Annotated in this window: 16 protein-coding genes; 7 read left to right on the top strand and 9 right to left on the bottom strand. The window is 71.4% G+C overall.

What is annotated here, in order from left to right:
• Nucleotides 1-4 precede the first annotated feature (4 nt).
• The 5 genes from CRP56_RS22870 to CRP56_RS47665 all read right to left on the bottom strand — a co-directional run bounded on the left by CRP56_RS22870 (nucleotide 5) and on the right by CRP56_RS47665 (nucleotide 4,878).
• The gene (locus CRP56_RS22870; RefSeq protein ID WP_097266819.1) at nucleotides 5-802 is read right to left on the bottom strand and encodes an aldose epimerase family protein; all 798 of its coding nucleotides are present in this window, start codon (nucleotides 800-802) and stop codon (nucleotides 5-7) included.
• Between the two features lie 66 nt (nucleotides 803-868).
• Entirely contained in the window at nucleotides 869-1,621 is a 753-nt protein-coding gene (locus tag CRP56_RS22865) for an SRPBCC domain-containing protein (protein ID WP_097274372.1), read from the bottom strand.
• Between the two features lie 145 nt (nucleotides 1,622-1,766).
• A complete protein-coding gene (locus CRP56_RS22860; RefSeq protein ID WP_097274370.1) occupies nucleotides 1,767-3,410 on the bottom strand; it encodes a polyamine aminopropyltransferase in 1,644 nt (547 codons plus the stop codon).
• Nucleotides 3,411-3,515: 105 nt separating this feature from the next.
• Complete coding sequence (locus CRP56_RS22855) at nucleotides 3,516-4,034, bottom strand: DUF2617 family protein (RefSeq protein ID WP_097266817.1); 519 nt, start codon at nucleotides 4,032-4,034, stop codon at nucleotides 3,516-3,518.
• A gap of 661 nt (nucleotides 4,035-4,695) precedes the next feature.
• Nucleotides 4,696-4,878, bottom strand: a complete 183-nt coding sequence (locus CRP56_RS47665) for a hypothetical protein (RefSeq protein ID WP_179851094.1) — start codon at nucleotides 4,876-4,878, stop codon at nucleotides 4,696-4,698.
• Between the two features lie 266 nt (nucleotides 4,879-5,144).
• Here CRP56_RS47665 and CRP56_RS22840 point away from each other — a divergent pair, with 266 nt between their 5' ends.
• Nucleotides 5,145-6,350: a pyridoxal phosphate-dependent aminotransferase gene (locus CRP56_RS22840; RefSeq protein WP_097266811.1), complete on the top strand. Its 1,206-nt coding sequence runs from the start codon at nucleotides 5,145-5,147 to the stop codon at nucleotides 6,348-6,350.
• Nucleotides 6,351-6,405: 55 nt separating this feature from the next.
• On the top strand, nucleotides 6,406-7,611 hold the full coding sequence (locus tag CRP56_RS22835) for a hypothetical protein (protein WP_373559667.1): 1,206 nt from the start codon (nucleotides 6,406-6,408) through the stop codon (nucleotides 7,609-7,611).
• A gap of 13 nt (nucleotides 7,612-7,624) precedes the next feature.
• On the opposite strand, the gene CRP56_RS22830 is transcribed toward CRP56_RS22835, so the two are convergent.
• Both CRP56_RS22830 and clpB read right to left on the bottom strand, forming a co-directional pair.
• Entirely contained in the window at nucleotides 7,625-8,161 is a 537-nt protein-coding gene (locus CRP56_RS22830; RefSeq protein WP_097266809.1) for a YbjN domain-containing protein, read from the bottom strand.
• A gap of 125 nt (nucleotides 8,162-8,286) precedes the next feature.
• Entirely contained in the window at nucleotides 8,287-10,884 is a 2,598-nt protein-coding gene (gene clpB / locus CRP56_RS22825; protein ID WP_097266807.1) for an ATP-dependent chaperone ClpB, read from the bottom strand.
• A gap of 144 nt (nucleotides 10,885-11,028) precedes the next feature.
• Between clpB and CRP56_RS22820 the strand changes: the two genes are divergently transcribed.
• Nucleotides 11,029-11,445 (top strand): pyridoxamine 5'-phosphate oxidase family protein, encoded by a 417-nt coding sequence (locus CRP56_RS22820; protein WP_097266805.1) that lies wholly within the window; start codon nucleotides 11,029-11,031, stop codon nucleotides 11,443-11,445.
• Between the two features lie 163 nt (nucleotides 11,446-11,608).
• Here the strand turns inward: CRP56_RS22820 and CRP56_RS22815 are convergent, their stop codons facing one another.
• Nucleotides 11,609-11,944 carry a hypothetical protein gene (locus CRP56_RS22815; RefSeq protein ID WP_059194145.1) on the bottom strand — a complete coding sequence of 112 codons (336 nt, stop codon included), beginning with the start codon at nucleotides 11,942-11,944 and terminating at the stop codon, nucleotides 11,609-11,611.
• A gap of 358 nt (nucleotides 11,945-12,302) precedes the next feature.
• Between CRP56_RS22815 and CRP56_RS22805 the strand changes: the two genes are divergently transcribed.
• Nucleotides 12,303-13,256, top strand: coding sequence for a hypothetical protein (locus CRP56_RS22805; RefSeq protein ID WP_059194147.1), 954 nt, complete (start codon nucleotides 12,303-12,305; stop codon nucleotides 13,254-13,256).
• Nucleotides 13,253-14,227 (top strand): helix-turn-helix domain-containing protein, encoded by a 975-nt coding sequence (locus CRP56_RS22800; protein WP_097266803.1) that lies wholly within the window; start codon nucleotides 13,253-13,255, stop codon nucleotides 14,225-14,227. Before CRP56_RS22805 ends, CRP56_RS22800 begins: the two co-directional genes overlap by 4 nt.
• On the opposite strand, the gene CRP56_RS22795 is transcribed toward CRP56_RS22800, so the two are convergent.
• Entirely contained in the window at nucleotides 14,190-15,275 is a 1,086-nt protein-coding gene (locus tag CRP56_RS22795; RefSeq protein ID WP_097274365.1) for a helix-turn-helix transcriptional regulator, read from the bottom strand. The genes CRP56_RS22800 and CRP56_RS22795 overlap by 38 nt on opposite strands.
• A gap of 305 nt (nucleotides 15,276-15,580) precedes the next feature.
• Here CRP56_RS22795 and CRP56_RS22790 point away from each other — a divergent pair, with 305 nt between their 5' ends.
• Both CRP56_RS22790 and CRP56_RS22785 read left to right on the top strand, forming a co-directional pair.
• On the top strand, nucleotides 15,581-17,128 hold the full coding sequence (locus CRP56_RS22790; RefSeq protein ID WP_097266801.1) for a circularly permuted type 2 ATP-grasp protein: 1,548 nt from the start codon (nucleotides 15,581-15,583) through the stop codon (nucleotides 17,126-17,128).
• Nucleotides 17,125-18,057 (top strand): alpha-E domain-containing protein, encoded by a 933-nt coding sequence (locus tag CRP56_RS22785; protein ID WP_097266799.1) that lies wholly within the window; start codon nucleotides 17,125-17,127, stop codon nucleotides 18,055-18,057. Before CRP56_RS22790 ends, CRP56_RS22785 begins: the two co-directional genes overlap by 4 nt.
• The last annotated feature ends 1 nt before the right edge of the window (nucleotide 18,058 follow it).

Genomic DNA, 18,058 nt, shown 5'->3' with positions numbered 1-18,058 from the left:
CAGCTTAGAGGCGCCGCCAGCTCCAGACGGTCTCGGCTTCCAGCGGCTCCAGCAGCGTGACCAGGCGCGGCAGTGTGTTGAGCCCGTTGGGCGGCCCGGTCTGCGGCTCCACGCAGACGGCCTCGGCCTGCTCGTCGTAGACCACGACCCACTCCTCGCGGGAGCCGACCTTCAGCTCCAGTTGCCCCGGCCAGGTCAGCGTCACGTCGACGCCGCCGGGCATCCCGAAGCAGTCGTCCCAGGGGCCGGGCTTGGGATCGATCCGCCGCCCGGTGGGCAGGTGATCGTCCCCGCGCTCCTCCTGCCAGGCGGCCTCGAAGGCGACTCGCACGTCCTGCGCGCCCTCGCCGCCGAGGTTGCGGTGGAACCACGGGTGCCAGCCGATCTGGGCCGGGAAGGAGGAGTCGTACGTCTCGACGGACATGGTCAGCGTCAGGGCGTCCGGGGTGAGGGCGACGGCCTGGGTGACGCGGCCGGGGTAGGGCCACGGGTCGACCAGGTCGTACGTGATGACGGCCTCGTCGGCCGTGGCGCGGGCGACGCGCCAGGCGCCGTCGCGCGCGGTGCCGTGGATGGCGTGCGGCGGGGAGTTGAGCGGCATCTGCTGGACGGTGCCGCCGTCCCGGAACCGTCCGTCCCTGATCCGCCCGCACCAGGGCACCATGGGGAAGCAGCCGAAGCGCTCGCCCTGCCTCAGCAGCTCGACGCCACCGACGCGCAGCCCGCCGATCCGCCCGCCGTTCCCCGGCAGCACGGTCACCTCCGCGTCACCCGCGGTCAGCGTGATGGGTTCGTTACTCACGGGACGACCCTACTGGGGCGATCAAGAGGGCGTCGGGTGCGGCTGGGGTTTGGGCCGGGGCGTGGGTCAGCGGCGCTTGCGCAGCACCCGGGTCACCACGATCGCCGACGCCAGGGCCACCGCCGCCGCGGGAGCCGCCCACCGCAGTGCCGAGTTCGGGGCGATGGTCTGCGGGGCGGGGACGGGGGCGTAGCGGCCGCGCGGGGGTGCGTGGTCGACCTCCTCGGCGCTGCGGCCGATCATCGTGCGGCGGGCGTGCGCGGCTTCGGCGGGGAGGTCGCGGGGGGTGGTGTGGTCCTCGGCCTCGGGCTCGTCCTCGCCTAGGTGCTGGTCTTGGTCCTGGTCGGCGGAGGGGGCCTCGGGCTCGGTTTCCTCCGCGGCTTGCGGGACCTCGGTGACCTCCTGGCTCCCCAGGTTCTCCGCGAAACGGTTCAGCAGCCGCGTCACCGTCGACGTCACCGACTCCCCCGGCAGCTCCGTGATGCGGCCGTCCGCCGCGGCCGTCCCTCCGAAGGTGAGGGTCGTCCCGCCCTCGGCCGCCGTCAGCCGCAGGGTCAGCGTCAGCTTCACCGTGCCGCTGCCCCGGGTCTCCGCCGCGTCGCCCTCGATCGTGTACGTGCCGTCGTCCCGCGAGGAGAGGCGGGCCGTGCCGCGATAGGTGACGGAGTGGCTGCCGACGCGCACCTTGAGCCGGCCGGTGAGGGGCTCGGCGCCGGCGTCCTGCTGGAGCCCGGGGACGGCCAGGGCGACCCGTAGGGGATCGGCCAGCGCCTCCCTGAGTCGCTCGGCCGGAACCGGAACGAACACCTCATGCTCCATGGTCAGCGAGCCTACCCAGAGGACCGACGACTGCACCCCCGTTGGTCGAAAGTGACCGCACCCTCGTGTCGACAGGCCCGGGCGTCCTTTCCTCAGCCTCCCGGCGTCACCAGTCCGGTCAACAACACCCGCGGGAGTGTGCCGGTCAGTTCGCGTACTCGGGGTGCACCAGCGTCGACGGCGGCATGCCGGTGATCCGGGTACGGGCGACCGTGCGGGCGTCCGCCGCGAGGGACGCGCCGGTGAGGGTGCGGGGCGGCGGGGCGTGCGGGTCGAGGCCGAGGGAGGGCGTCGTATCGGCGGCGGCCAGCACGAAGCCCCAGTCGCGGGGCGCGCGGGAGGCGCCGGTGACCCGGTCGGGCCCGGCGGCGAACCCTTCGTCGCGTCCGTCGACGCGGTAGGGCACGGTACGCAGTCCCGCCGCGCGCATCGTGGTGTCGACCGTCCAGAAGACGCGCGGCCGGGAGGAGACGGGCCCGGCGTGCACCACGAGGCGGCCGTCCGGGGCCAGGGCGCGGTGGGCGAGGCCGTAGAACTCCTGGGAGTACAGCTTGGTGCTGGCGGTGATGCCCGGGTCGGGCAGGTCGGCGATCACCACGTCGTAGGCGGCGGGCCGGGCCTGCCGCAGCCAGCCGAAGGCGTCGCAGGTGGTGACATGGACGCGCGGGTCGGCGTACGCGTGGCCGTTGAGGGCGGCGAGGGCGGGGTCCGTGCGGGCCAGCCGCACCACGCCGGCGTCGAGTTCGACGACATCGACGCGGCGGACGTCCGGATGGCGCAGGACCTCGCGCGCCGCCAGTCCGTCGCCGCCGCCGAGGATCAGCACGCGGGTGTGCGGGCCGTTCATCGCGGGGTGGACCAGCGCCTCGTGGTACCGGCGTTCGTCGAGGCCGCTGACCCGGAGGCGGCCGTCGAGGAAGAGGTCGAGGGGGCGGCCGTGGGTGCCGCCGGTGAGGACGACCTCCTGCACGTCGGTCTGGAGGGCCACGCGGACGTCGTCGCCGTACACCGCCTGCCGCGCCGCGCGTTCGAAGTCGTCGACGAGGACGGCCGCCGCGGCGAGGACGCCCAGCACGGCGAGGTTGGCGACCACCAGCAGCCAGCGCGCCCGGCGGCTCAGGTCGCGGCGGAACAGGCCGAGGACGAGGGCGCCGCCCACGACCGCGTTGACGGTCCCGGTGATCAGGGCGCCGGTCAGCTGGCCCAGCATCGGCAGCAGGAGGAACGGGAAGGCGAGGCCGCCCACCAGGCCGCCGACGTAGTCCGCGGCGAAGAGGTCGGCGACCGCGCCGCCCGCGTCCTGGCGGCGGATGCGCTGGATCAGCTCCATCAGCAGCGGCACCTCGGCGCCGATGAGGAGCCCGATCGCGAGGGAGAACGCGACCAGCAGACAGCGCGGTCCGTTGGCCCACAGGCCGCCCCAGTCGCCGGTCCAGGCGAAGACGGCGTACAGCGCCATCGCGCTGCATCCGCCGACGAGGGCGAGCGCGGCCTCGATCGCGCCGAACCCGGCCGCCGCGTGCCGGCGCAGCCGCTTGGCGAGCAGCGAGCCGACGCCCATCGCGAAGACCATCACGGACAGCACGACGGAGGCCTGGGTGACCGAGTCGCCGATCAAGTACGAGGCGAGGGCGACCAGTTCGAGTTCGTACACCAGTCCGCAGGCGGCGCAGACGAACACCCCTGCGAGGACCAGGAACCGCCCGACCGTGGGCCGCACCGGAAGCCGCACAGGACCCGCCCAGGGCGGCGCTGTGCCGGGCGGGGCGGGCGCGTGCGGTTCGATCACGTTGCGACGGTACGTCACTGCAACGGGACGCTTCGTCACCCACACGTGTGGAACTCACGGCCGAGGGGCGGACCGGGGTTTGCGCGACCGATGCGGCGACTGGCCCTAGAGCGCGGCGGGAACCTTGACGCCGACCTTCGTCCGCGTCGCCACCAACTGGCCGTCCTGCGGGTACGCGTGCCAGGTCCGCCACAGCACCTGGCCCTCGTGGCGCTGGGCGAGCAGGGCCGTGAAGGCGTGCGGGCTGCCCGGGAAGACGCCCGCGAGGCCGTGCGGATGGTCGGAGACGAGGGCCAGCAACTCCTGGGCGCGGCCCGCGAACTGGCCCGGGGAGAGGACCTCCACGCGCGCCGCGAACTCGTACTCCCAGTCGCCGACCCGTTTGGCGACGCCGAGCGGCAACGGGGTGCTGCTGCCCGGGATGCAGGCCACCGTCTCCGAACAGGTGCCGCGCTCCTCCTCCAGGAGGACCTGGTGGGACGCGCCGAGAAGTCTCAACTGGAGGGTTGCCCCGTCCAGTTCGAGGTCGCGCGTAGCCAGCGCCGGAAGCGGCTCGCGTCCCAGCGCCCAGGCGAGGTCGGCCGCGCGCGTATCGGTGTAGGAGGTGTTCAGGGTCGTGAGCATGGATCGGCTCCGCAAGCACGCAAAGAAAGGGCGGTGTGGGGGGGCCGGCGCGCCCGGGTCGACACCGGCGGGGACTCGGCCCGGTCGGCCCGGTCGGGACGTCACAGCTGGAGTGTCCGGAGGACGGCCGAGGGCCCGCGTTGGTGATTTAGAGGGAATCATGAACTGTGGCGCCGCCACAGCGTTTTTACCCAACTTCGTGCCGTTTCCATCCCTCAGAGGGCCCCACAGTTCAACTGTTCAACCACGGCGCACGCCGGGCCCGCCAGGGCGTACGCCGGGGCATTCGCGCGCGGGGGCGCGAAAAGCCGGGCCCCACCCCCGTGCGGGCCCGGCTCGTCCGGATGCGACAAGAAGCTCACGTGACAAGGAGCTCAGCCGCCCATCTCAGCTGCCTCCTCCGCAGCCGCCCCCACCGCCTCCTCCGCAGGACGACCCACCGCCCCCTCCGCACGACGACCCGCCGCCGCACGACGAGCCGCCGCTGTCCCCGCCTCCGTCCGCCCAGCTGTTGCCGCTGGTGTCGGCGCCGCCCCCGGACCCCCCGAAGAGGTACCCGCGCCGCCGACCCGGCTTCCGCCGGACGGACCATCTGATCAGCCATACGATCAGGCCCCAGTACAGGGCCACCAGGACGAGGACGAGAGCCGTGATCACGGCGTCACCCCCCTTCCGCCTCCCCCCGGCCGCGGCTCAGCTGCCGCCGCCGCAACCGCCTCCGCCACCGCAGGACGACCCGCCGCCGCACGACGAGCCGCCCCCGCAGGACGAGGAGGAACCACAGGACGAGGACGAGGACGAGCCGCACGACGACCCGCCGCTGCTGGACCCCCCGTCGGCCCACCAGCTGTTGCCACTGCCGCTGCGGCTGCCGCCGCGCCGACCGGTCCGCGCCCGGTGCGAGCTCCCCCCGCTCGCCCTCGCGATGATCATGACCACGAACCCGATGAAAGCGACTGCCAGGATGATGCCGAAGACCATGGCGTCACCCTCCTTCCGTGTCACCCGAGACGACCCCCCGTGGGCGCCTCGGGTCCTGCGTGCGAGGGAGATGCCCCGGCGTCTCACCAGCCAAAGCAGAGTTGAGCGAATCCAGAGCTTGGGCGCAGGATGACCGGCATGACCTCCACCGCACGCCCGCACCTCAACCGCCGACTCGCCGAGTTCGGGACGACGATCTTCGCGGAGATGTCCGCGCTCGCCGTGCAGACCGGCTCGATCAACCTGGGCCAGGGCTTCCCCGACACGGACGGCCCCGAGGAGATCCGGGAGGCGGCGGTGCGGGCACTGCGGGACGGGCGCGGCAACCAGTACCCGCCGGGTCCGGGCGTCCCCGAGCTGCGCACCGCGATCGCCGCGCACCAGCAGCGGCGGTACGCACTGACGTACGACCCCGACACCGAGGTCCTGGTGACGGCGGGCGCGACCGAGGCCATCGCCGCCGCCCTGCTCGCCCTCCTGGAGCCCGGCGACGAGGTCATCGCCTTCGAGCCGTACTACGACTCCTACGCGGCCTGCATCGCCATGGCGGGCGGCACCCGGGTCCCGGTCACCCTGCGCCCGGACGGCGACAGCTTCCGCCTAGACCTCGACGAGCTGCGCGCCGCGGTCACGGACAAGACCCGGCTGCTGCTGATCAACACGCCCCACAACCCCACCGGCACGGTCCTCACCCGCGAGGAACTCACCGCGATCGCCGAACTGGCGGTCGAGCGGGATCTGCTGGTCGTCACCGACGAGGTGTACGAGCACCTGGTGTTCGACGACGCCGAACACCTCCCGCTCGCGACCTTCCCCGGCATGCGGGACCGCACGGTCACGATCGGCTCGGCCGGCAAGACCTTCTCCTTCACCGGCTGGAAGGTCGGCTGGGTGACCGCCTCCCCGTCGCTCGTCGCGGCGGTCCGCTCGGCGAAGCAGTTCCTGACGTACGTCGCCTCGGGCCCCTTCCAGTACGCGGTCGCCGAGGCCCTCGCGCTGCCGGACAGCTACTTCACCGCCTTCCGCGAGGACATGCGCGCCAAGCGCGACCTGCTGGCGAGCGGCCTGGCGGAGGCGGGCTTCGGGGTGTTCCGGACCGCCGGCACGTACTTCATCACCACCGACATCCGCCCCCTCGGCGCTGTGCTGTCCCAAGAGGGCGACGGCTTCGCCTTCTGCCGCGCGCTGCCGGAGCGGGCCGGGGTCGTCGCCATCCCCAACGCGGTCTTCTACGACCACCGGGAGGCGGGCGCGCCCTTCGTACGGTTCGCGTTCTGCAAGCAGACGGCGGTGCTGGAGGAGGCGGTCCAGCGGCTGAAGGGTCTGGCGGGCTGACGCAACCCGGGCGGTCAGACACTGGGGCATGATGCTCGCTTATGCCTGACTTCTTATGCAATGTGCTGATGTGACCCCTGTCAGCACGCTCGCGCCGCCCGTCGTCGCCCAGCCCGGCACCACCGAACGCCTGCCGCCGCGCCACCCCGTGGCGGTGGCGCTCGGCCTGTTCGCCGCCGCCCGGCTCACCGGGCTGGCCGTGCTCGCCGCGACCGCCTGGGCCACCGGCCATCACCCGCTCACCCTGCTGGGCCGGTCCTGGGACTCCCGCTGGTACCTGGGTATCGCCGCGCACGGCTACGGCCGCACGCTCGACATCCGGCCCGGCGTCGTCTACAGCGACCTCGCCTTCTTCCCGCTCTACCCGGCGCTGGTGCGCGCGGTGACCGCGGTCAGCCCGCTGGGCGGCGGCGCGGCGGGCCTGCTGGTCTCCTGGACGGCGGCCGCGGTGGCGGCGTGCGGCATCTACGCGATCGGCGTACGGCTGCACGGCCGCGCGGTGGCCACCGTCCTCGTGCTCCTGTGGGCCTTGCTGCCGCACTCGGTCGTGCTGTCGATGGCGTACACGGAACCCGTCCTGACCGCGTTCGCCGCCTGGTCGCTGTACGCCGTGCTCACCGGCCGCTGGCTGTGGGCGGGCACGCTGGCCGCGCTGGCGGGGCTGGCCCGGCCGAACGGGTTCGCGGTGGCGGTGGCGGTGCTGGCGACGGCGGCGTTCGAGATCGTCCGGACCCTGCGGCGGGGCGGAAAAGTTACCCACAGCCTGTGGACGGGCGCGACGCTCGCCCCGCTCGGCTGGTCGGCGTACGTCGTCTGGGTCGGCCACCGCGCGGGCGACCTGCTCGGCGGCTACTTCGCGGTGCAGCGCGGCTGGGGCTCCAGCTTCGACTTCGGCCGGGGTTCGCTGCGCTTCGCCCGACACATCGTCCTCCAGGGCGACCGCCTGGTCTTCCCGATGACGCTGCTGATCGTCGCCGTCGCGGTCCTCCTGTACGCCCTGCTCCTGCTGGACCGCCCGCCGCTCCCGCTGGCCGTCTACACCGCCGTACTCCTGCTGATCACTCTCGGCGGTTCGGGCTTCTTCGAGTCCAAGCCGCGTTTCCTGCTCCCCGCGTTCCCGCTGCTGCTGCCGCCGGCCCGGGCCCTGGTCCGCACGGCGAGAGCCCGGCCCTGGCACGCGGTCGTGGTGACCGGTGCCCTGGCCGGGCTCTCTTTCGCCTACGGGGCGTATCTGGTCGTACTGGCGGACACGCCGCTGTAGAGACGGCTACGCCTTACGCGTCGTCGCCCTCGCTGTCGGGCTTGTCGGCGTCGTTGATCTCCTGCTCCAGGCCGAGCTGCTCCACGAGCCACTTGTCGAACTCGATCGCGGCCCGCACCCAGCTGACCGTCGACGACACGAAGTGCTCCAGGCTCACCCCGGTGCCGATCAGCATCTGCGCCTCGCCGATGAGGCGGACGGTGCCGTCGTCGTGGGTGTGCGTGTAGACCTTGGGCCACAGGGTGCGCCGGTTCCAGTCGTCGATGGACTCGAGCAGCTGCGGCTTCTCGTCGATCTTGTGGGGCCGGTCGTAGAACGTCCGGACGGAGAAGACCTGCTGGTCGTCCTCACCCCGGAACATGAAATACGTACGGAACTGCTCCCACGGCGCCGCGAGGTCACCCTCTTCGTCAACGACGTACTTCAGCTCCATCTGCTCCAGGAGCTGCTTCACGAGGTCCTGATCCGGGACGACGGGGCCTGCCGGTCCTTGCGGCTGCGGCTCGGGCTGGCCCCCGAAGTTCGGAATCGAGGACGGGTCGATGGTCACCGTGATTTTCCCTTCGTACGGATTCCGCCATCCTCCCCCATGCGGGGAGGGGGGTGGCAACCCCCGGCGGGGTCTGTCAGCCGAGGGCTGACTTGATCCGGTCGCCGGGGTCCGGGTACCCAAGGTCAGAGCGTCTTGCCCGTCGCCGGTCCCACGATCAGGCCGTCTCCGAAAGTGTCCACCCGGACCGTGTCGCCGTCCTTGATCTCGCCGGACAGGATCTCCTTGGCGAGGCGGTCGCCGATGGCGGTCTGGACCAGGCGGCGCAGGGGGCGGGCGCCGTAGGCCGGGTCCATGCCCTCGGTCGCGAGCCAGGCCAGGGCCTCGTCGGTGACCTCCAGGGTGAGGCGGCGCTCCGCGAGGCGCTTGGCCAGGCGGTCGATCTGGAGGCGGGCGATACGGCTCAGCTCGTCCTTGGTCAGGGCCGAGAAGACGACCAGGTCGTCCAGGCGGTTGAGGAACTCCGGCTTGAAGGCGGTGCGGACCACCTCCAGGACCTGCTCCTTCTTCTCCTGCTCGGTGGTGAGCGGGTCGACCAGGAACTGGCTGCCCAGGTTCGAGGTCAGCACCAGGATCGTGTTGCGGAAGTCGACCGTGCGGCCCTGGCCGTCGGTGAGCCGGCCGTCGTCGAGCACCTGGAGCAGGACGTCGAAGACCTCCGGGTGGGCCTTCTCCACCTCGTCCAGCAGCACCACGCTGTACGGCCTCCTGCGCACCGCCTCCGTCAGCTGGCCGCCCTCCTCGTATCCGACGTAGCCGGGGGGCGCGCCGACCAGGCGGGCGACGCTGTGCTTCTCGCCGTACTCCGACATGTCGATGCGGACCATCGCCCGCTCGTCGTCGAAGAGGAAGTCGGCCAGAGCCTTGGCGAGTTCGGTCTTGCCGACGCCCGTGGGGCCCAGGAAGAGGAAGGAGCCCGTCGGGCGGTCGGGGTCGGCGATGCCGGCGCGGGTGCGGCGTACGGCGTCCGAGACCGCCTGGACCGCCTCCGTCTGGCCGATCAGCCTGCGGCCCAACTCCTCCTCCATGCGCAGGAGTTTCTGGGTCTCGCCCTCCAGGAGGCGCCCGGCCGGGATGCCGGTCCACGCGGCGACGACGTCGGCGATGTCGTCGGAGCCGACCTCCTCCTTGACCATGGTGCCCTTCGCGGCCTCTTCCTCGGCCTGCGAGGCTTCCTCCAAGTCCCGTTCCAGCGTGGGGATCTCGCCGTACAGCAGCTTGCTGGCGGTGTCGAAGTCGCCGTCGCGCTGGGCGCGTTCGGCCTGGCCGCGCAAGTCGTCGAGCTTTTCCTTCAGTTCACCCACCCGGTTGAGGGACTGCTTCTCCTTCTCCCAGCGGGCGGTGAGGCCCCGCAGCTCCTCCTCCTTGTCGGCGAGGTCGCGGCGCAGCTTCTCCAGGCGTTCACGGGAGGCCGGGTCGGTCTCCTTCTCCAGGGCCAGCTCCTCCATCTTCAACCGGTCGACGGAGCGCTGGAGTTCGTCGATCTCGACGGGGGACGAGTCGATCTCCATACGGAGCCGGGAGGCGGACTCGTCGACGAGGTCGATGGCCTTGTCGGGCAGGAAGCGGGAGGTGATGTACCGGTCGGAGAGGGTGGCGGCGGCCACCAGCGCGCTGTCGGCGATCTGGACCTTGTGGTGGGCCTCGTACCGCCCCTTCAGTCCGCGCAGGATGGCGATGGTGTCCTCGACGGTCGGCTCGGCGACCAGGACCTGCTGGAAGCGGCGCTCCAGGGCCGGGTCCTTCTCGATCCGCTCGCGGTACTCGTCGAGGGTCGTGGCGCCGACCATGCGCAGCTCGCCGCGCGCGAGCATGGGCTTGAGCATGTTGCCCGCGTCCATGGCGGAGTCGCCGCCGGCGCCGGCCCCGACGACGGTGTGCAGCTCGTCGATGAAGGTGATGATCTGGCCGTCGGAGTCCTTGATCTCGGCGAGGACGGTCTTGAGCCGCTCCTCGAACTCGCCGCGGTACTTGGCCCCGGCGACCATCGCGCCGAGGTCGAGCGCGACGAGCCGCTTGTTCTTCAGCGACTCGGGCACGTCCCCCTTGACGATCCGCTGGGCGAGCCCCTCGACGACGGCGGTCTTGCCGACGCCGGGCTCGCCGATGAGGACGGGGTTGTTCTTGGTACGGCGGGACAGCACCTGCACCACGCGCCGGATCTCCTGGTCCCGTCCGATGACGGGGTCGAGCTTCCCCTCGCGCGCGGCGGCGGTGAAGTCGGTACCGAACTTCTCCAGGGCCTTGTAGGAGCCCTCGGGATCGGCGGTGGTCACCCTTCTTCCTCCCCTCGCCTTCTGGAAGGCGTCCTGCAACTTCCTGGCGTCGGCCCCCTGCGAGGAGAGTACGTCCCCGGCCTGGCCGCCCTTGGCGGCGATGCCGATGAGGAGGTGCTCGGTGGAGAGGTACTCGTCTCCGAGGTCCTTGGCGCGGGTCGCGGCGTCGTTCACGACGGCGAGCAGTTCGCGGCTGGGCTGCGGGGGCGCGACGGTGGAGCCGGTCACGCTGGGCAGGCCGGCGAGGATCTTCTCGGCTCCGGCACGGACGGCGGCGAGGTCGGCCTCGACGGCGGCCAGCAGGTCCACGATGTTCTCGTTGTCCTGCCCCTGGAGCAGAGCCAGGAGCAGGTGGGCGGGGGTCAGGTCGGGGTGCCCCTCGGCGGCGGCGCGCTTCTCGGCCGCGTTGATCGCGTCCCGGCTCCGGTTGGTCAGCTCGGCGTCCACGTGTCCGTACTCCTCCTCGATGTCGACGGCTCTCCTGAGTCTGACTCAGTCAACGTACACAAAGTTGAGTCTATTCCACTCAAGGTGCGGCTCGGGAGGGGTCGGGGACCGGGTTCCCCTTCTGCCGGGGTTAAGTTCCGGGGCATGGCGACGACGTACACCCAGGACCCCGGCGCACCGGACCCGCTCTACCTCAGCTTCTGGCGGGAACGGCACCTGTGCACCCTGACGACCCTGCGCCCGGACGGCAGTCCGCACGTGGTGCCGGTCGGAGTGACATACGACCCGGAGGCGCGGCTCGCTCGGGTCATCACCAACAAGTCGAGCGCGAAGGTGGGGCACGTACGGGCGGCGGGGCCTTCCGGGGCCCTGGTCGCGGTGTGCCAGGTGGCCGGGCGGCGCTGGGCGACGCTGGAGGGACGGGCGTACGTCCGGACCGATCCCGAGCGGGTGGCGGAGGCCGAGCGGCGGTACGCGGAGCGCTACGAGCGCACGCCGGCACCGAATCCGTCCCGGGTGGTGATCGAGATCGAACTGACGCGGGCACTGGGGCGGGGCTGAGCGGCGGCCCGCGGGCAGCGCTGGCGATTTCCAGCCAACGGCCAGAAAGGGTGGATACCCTGAAATGTCCCCCAAAACTGCAGCGGCGTCACCGTGTTCAGGTCACGGTGACGCCGCTGCGGGGGGAAGCGCCTGAGCGATCTGTTACGACGGGGGAATCGCGTCAGGCACTGCGGGGGGTGGCTGAGATGGTCCGTGGGGTGGGGGACTCCGGTTCCACCAGCCGATGGTCTCGTTGGTCGAGGTTCACAAAGATCATTCCGTACCGAATGGCACACCGCACAGGCTGCGGCGCCCCCCGAGGCCGCCGCAGACACCGGTACGCCCGAACGTCCTCGTCGTCGTCGCGGGTGACGACGACCGGCTCACCGAAGACTGTCACCATCAGTGAGTCACCGGAGTGGGGGATCGCGGTGACCAAGTCGATGAAGTGCCAGCCGGAGCGATAGGCCGTGGCCATCTCGCGTCGGAACGAGCGGTCGTCAGGGGGAGTTGTCACGTCAGCTCCCGACAGCCCAAGCGCTGTCCTGGGCCTTCCACGCACTGTCGCCAGGCGCGGCCTGCACCAGCCAGGCGCTGTCCGCTCGAACGTCGCCCTTCGTGTCGGAGAAGGCACCCAGTGCCCCGAAAGCCACAACGGCGGAAAAAGCGGCGGCAAGCACCGAGCGAAGCAATTTCTTCTGCATAGTCGGCTTCGTCCTCACTTGAAGGTCCCCTCTTCACCCCGTTAACCAAGACGATGGCTCATTCGGGCACGTCATGGCCACACAATCGATGCATCATGTTCCTGCACGTTCATAACCCTGGGGGGTGGAGGTTTGACAACAAAGGGGACCAAAGGGACACATCCGCACGCGATGACCATGTTGTGTGAGGAGGGGGGCCTGCTTTACGCGAACGCGCTGCGCACCGGACGCATACCCCGCTCGGATGTGGAGGTCGCTCCCTGCCTGATGGAGTTCGACCTGCTCCATCCCGACCCGGACGATCCGAGCTGGCTGCGCCCCGTGCCCCCGGCGATCGCCCTGGCGCAACGGCTCAACCCCATAGAGCACGAGATCAGCGAACGCAGACAGCTGTCGATCGAACTCGCCGACGCTTTCAAGCCGTTCATGGCCCTCAGTGCCCAGGCGACGACGGCGACCCACTCCATCACGGTGCTGGAGGGGCGGGACCGGATCAACGCCGCGCTCAACCTGGCCGCGGACCAGTGCCACACCGAGATGCTCACGGTCCAGCCCAGCACCCGCCGGACCGAGCGCAGTCTCCTTCAGGGGCTGGAGCGGGACAAGACGCTGATCGAGCGGGGTGTGCGCATCCGGACCCTCTACCAGCACACCGCCAGGTACAGCCCGGAAAAGCTGGCCTACGTGGATCAGCTCTCCAAGGGCAAGGTGGAGTACCGCACCATCGACGAGCTGGTCGAGCGTCTCATCATCTGCGACGAGACCGTCGCCTTCATCCCCACCCGGGACGACCTCGAGGTCGCCCTGGAGCTGCGGCACCCCGGGCTCGTCCGCTACCTGATCAAGGTCTTCGAGTTCATGTGGGGCCGCTCGGTCCCGCTGAGCGCCGGCGCCCCCTACGAGACCGCCGCCGACGGCATCACCGACATCCAGCACTCCATCGCCAAGCTCCTGGTGGAGGGCCACGTCGACGAGGCCATCGCGCGCAGGCTGGGCATGAACGTCCGCACCTGCCGGGCCCACATCGCCAAGCTGGCCGCGGCGCTGGGCAGCGGCAGCCGGGCCCAGCTCGGCTTCCTCATCGCCGAGTCCGGCATCCTCAAGCACGACGGCACCGAGCCGTGACCTCGCCGCACCCCGAGCACGGCCCGGAGGAGCTGTGCGCGGAAGGTCTGGAACTGTACGGACGCGCCCTACGGGACGAAGGTGTCCCGGAGCAGCAAGCGGACGCCGTGCCCTGTGTGCTGCGCGCCGGCCTGCTCCGACCCGACCTCGACGACCCACGGTGGCTGCGACCCGTCCCTCCGGGATTGGCGCTGTCGCGTCTGCTGCGGGGCATCGCCGAGGACATCGCCCTACGGCGGCAGGCCGAGACTCAGCTGGCCGAGGCCTTCGAGCCACTGCTGGGCCTCGCCGACCGGCACCCCGACGCCGTGGACTCCGGCGGTTTCACCCTCGTGAGCGGTCGCGCCCGGATCAACGACGCCATCAAGCACGCGCTGCTGCGTTCCACCGACGAGGCGCTGACCATCCAGCCGGGCGGCAAGCGCCCGCTGCCCTCACTGGCCACCGCCCTGGTCAACGAGCGGCCGCTGCTCGCGCGAGGCGGCCGGATGAGAACCCTCTACCAGCACACCTCCCGTCACGATCCCGCCGTCCTCGCCCACTACGAGCTCCTCGACGGCGATGTGGAGGTCCGCACCCTCGACGAGGTCCCCGAACGGCTCATCGTCCTCGACCGCAAGGTCGCCTTCCTCCCCGCCAACGCCGACCGGACCGTGGCCGTCGAGATCCGCCACCCTCCCCTGGTCACCTACCTCGCCACCACCTTCGACCGCCTCTGGCGCCTCGCCACCCCCATGTACCCCGAGGCGGTCCAACCCCCCACGCTCAACGGCGTCACCCCGCGCCAACGCGCCATAGCCGCCCTGCTCATCGAGGGCCACACCGACGCCGTCATAGCCGACCGCCTCGGCCTCAACGTGCGCACCGCCCGCGAGCACATCGCCAAGCTCGCCGCGACGCTGGGCAGCGAGAGCCGCGCCCAACTCGGCTACCTCATCGGACGCTCCGGGATTCTTGACCAGGAATCGTGAGCGCACCCCCGGCACTCCCGGCGCCGCCCATGCCTCCGGCAGCCACGGCCCCGCCGTCCGTAGGCCGCGGCGGGCCGTCCAGCCCCACCTGGGCGATACGCACCCCGAGTTGCGTGCGGCTCGCCGCGCCCAGCGTCTCCGACAGGCGGGCGATGTGGGCCCGGCAGGTGCGCACGCTTATGCCGAGCCGTTCCGCGATCACCGCGTCCTGGTGGCCCTCCGCGAGCAGTGCCGCGATGGACTGCTCCCGGTTGGAGATGCCCTCGATGCCGGTGTCGGGCAGCGGGGCGGTCAGCGGGATCGCCAGCCGCCACAGGCGTTCGAAGACCGTCGCCAGGAAGCCCACCAGCGCCGGGTGCCGCAGCTCCAGCGCCAGCGTGCGGTCCGCGTTCGCCGGGATGAACGCCACCGTGCGGTCGAAGAGGATCAGCCGGTCGATGACCTCGTCGAGGGTGCGGGCCTGGACCGTGTCGCCCATCAGTTCCAGGTAGTTGAGCAGGCCCTGGCCGTGCCGGGCCACGTGCGTGTACAGGTCGCGCATGCGCACGCCCCGGGCGCGCAGCGCCAGCGCCCGGTGCAGGCCCTCGGTCAGTTCGTGCTCGGGACGGATGCCGCCGGGCTGGACCGTCAGCACCTCCGTCGTGCACGCCTGCGTCGCCTCGTCCATCGCCGCCTGGATACGGGACAGCCCGTCCAGGACCCGGATCGCGGAGCGGTCCGCCATCGCCGACGACGCCAGCTGCGAGTCCAGCCCCGCGTACCACTCGAACGCGGCCACCGCCGAGCCCATCCGGCGTTGACTCGCGCTGACCTCGTCGTAGACCCCGCGCAGCAGCCGGGTCATGACCTCCTGCGGGGAGGTGGGGACCAGCCAGTCCATGTCGTCGGGGTCGGGGTGCAGCAGGGCCAGCTCCAGCAGGCACGGCACCGGCTCCGCGTCCTCGCGCGGCACCCGGCCCCGCCGTACGGCCCGGGAATACACGCGATCCCCGGCCTCGCACAGTCGGTCAGCACCGTGTGGATGCTCGTCCGCCGCGTGCCCGGCCATCGCCCAGCCCACCCCCGGTTCCCGCCTCATGCGCCCGGCGTGCGCGCGCTCGTGGCACGGACACACCCCTACGGCTCCGCAACTATGCGCGGACCAGACCAGCTCCGCAACACGGCTCGTCCCGGTGTGACCGAGGGAAACCACTGATTTACCCCGCTATCGTCGGACCTCCGGCCGCCGCACTGCAACAAGCTGATGGTCCCCCTCCGCGCCCGGCGCACACCCGGCGGAACCCGTTTCTCCGCGTGAGCTGCCGGAAATCCACCGGTGATCGCCGTGTTACGCACCGCATCTAACGTCCCCTCATGGCGGACATATTTGACGCGTACGCGTTGGCCGACGCGTGGGACGAGATGTTTGTGCGGCCGGGTGAGGTCAGGACCGCCTATGAGCCGGTGCTGGCGGCCCTTCAGCCGATCGAGCCGAGTGAACTGCGCTTCCGGGCCGACCAGATGGCCCGGGCGTTCACCGACCGGGGCGTGACCTACGCCTTCGCGGGCGAGGAGCGGCCCTGGCCGCTGGACCTCGTGCCGAGGATCCTCGACGCCCTGGAGTGGGATCTCATACAACGGGGGGTCGCCCAGCGGGTGCGGGCCCTGGAGGCCTATCTCGGCGACGCCTACGGGCACTGCCGGGCCTTCGAGGACGGTGTCGTGCCGTGGCGGCTGCTCCTCAACTCCCCCCACTTCCACCGGGTGGCGCACGGGGTCGAACCACCCGGCGGGGTGCGCATCCACGTCGCCGGCATCGACCTGGTCCGGGACGAGGCCGGTGACTTCCGGGTGCTGGAGGACAACGTCCGGGTGCCCAGCGGTGTCTCGTACGTCATCGAGAACCGGCGGGCCATGACCCGGATCTTCCCCTCCCTCTTCGCCGAGCAGCACGTCGTGCCGGTGGACGGGTACGCGCAGAAGCTGCTCGCCGCGCTGCGCAAAGCCGCTCCGGACGGGGCCGACGACCCGCGTGTCGTCGTCCTCACCCCCGGGCCCAGCAACGCGGCCTACTTCGAACACGCCCTGCTGGCACGGCTGATGGGCGTGCAGCTGGTCGAGGGGCACGACCTGGTGTGCCGGGGCAACCGGGTGTGGATGCGGACCACGCGCGGCGAGGTGCCGGTGCATGTCGTATACCGGCGCCTCGACGACGACTTCCTCGACCCGCTGCACTTCCGGCCCGACTCGGTCATCGGCTGCCCCGGCATCATGAGCGCCGCGATGGCCGGGAACGTCACCCTCGCCAACGCCGTCGGCAACGGCATCGCCGACGACAAGCTGCTCTACACCTACGTCCCCGACCTCATCCGCTACTACCTCGGCGAAGAACCGATTCTCCCCAACGTCGAGTCCTTCCGCCCCGACGAACCGGGCCAGCTCGACGCCGTCCTCGACCAGATCGACCAGCTCGTCATCAAGCCGGTCGACGGGGCGGGCGGGCAGGGCATCGTCATCGGGCCCAAGGCCGACGCCGAGACCCTGCGCAAGACCCGGAAAGCCGTCCTCGCCGACCCGCGCGGCTTCATCGCCCAGCGGCCCGTCGCCCTGTCCACCTCCCCCACCCTCGCCGGAGAACGGATGGCACCGCGCCACATCGACCTCAGGCCGTTCGCCGTCAACGACGGCAACGATGTCTGGGTGCTGCCCGGCGGCCTCACCCGCGTCGCCCTCCAGGAGGGCAATCTGATCGTCAACTCCAGTCAGGGCGGCGGCTCCAAGGACACCTGGGTACTCGCCGAGGGCCCCGCCGAGCCGCTCGACGAGGTGCCGAGCGCCGAGGGACTCCCCGAGGTCGCACCCCGCCAGCACGGTCCCGACGGCAACCCCACCTTCGTGGAGGAAGGGGCGCAGCAGCAGTGAGCGACGTGATCCTCTCCCGGATAGCCGAGGCACTGACCTGGACCGGCCGCTACGTCGAACGGGCCGATGCCACCGGACGCATCCTCGACGCCTACCTCCACCGCATGCTGGAGGACCCCTGGCGCGACGAGGACGTGGCCTGCCGCTCGCTGTACGCGATCCTCGGCGTCGACGCGGGCGCCGAGCGCGTCGACATGCAGCAGGTCCTCGACCAGCTGGCCTTCGACTCCCGCTCCACCTGCTCCATCGAGGGCGCCCTCGGCGCCGCCCGGCTCAACGCCCGCAGCGCCCGGGAGGCCGTCTCCTCGGAGATGTGGGAGTGCCTCAACTCCACCTGGCACGCCCTCGCCGACCAGCGCCGCGCGGCCCGCCGTACCGGCCCCTACGCCTATCTGGAGCTCGTACGGGCCCGTGCCGCGCTGTTCTTCGGGCTCGCCGACTCCACCATGAGCCGGGACGACAGCTGGCGTTTCGTGGTCCTCGGGCGCAGCCTGGAACGGGTGGACATGACCGTACGACTGCTGTCGGTACGCGTGCTCGACGCCGCCCACGCGCCGGACTGGACGACGCTGCTGAGCGCGTCCGGCGCCGACGAGGCGTACGCGCGCGTGCACAGCGGTTTCGGCGACAACGCGCGCGTGGCCGAATTCCTGTTGCTGGACCGGGACTTCCCGCGCTCCGCGCTGCACGCCCTGACCACCGCCGAGGAGTGCCTCAGCGCCCTCGGCCGCCCCCGCCAGGACCCGGCCCGCCGCCCGATCGGACGCCTGCGCACCCGCCTCGAATACCTCGACCTGACCGCCCTCCAGGACCAGCTCCCCGCCCTCCTCGGCGACCTGCAACAGGCCTGCATGGCCTCGGCGGAGGCGGTCGCGGAGCGGTTCTTCCCGTACCAGGGGCCCGTGATCTGGGCCCAGGAAGGGGCGTGAG

This window comes from Streptomyces sp. TLI_55 (assembly GCF_900206255.1).
GTDB lineage: Bacteria > Actinomycetota > Actinomycetes > Streptomycetales > Streptomycetaceae > Streptomyces > Streptomyces aquilus.
This window is presented reverse-complemented; position numbering and strand designations above follow the sequence as displayed.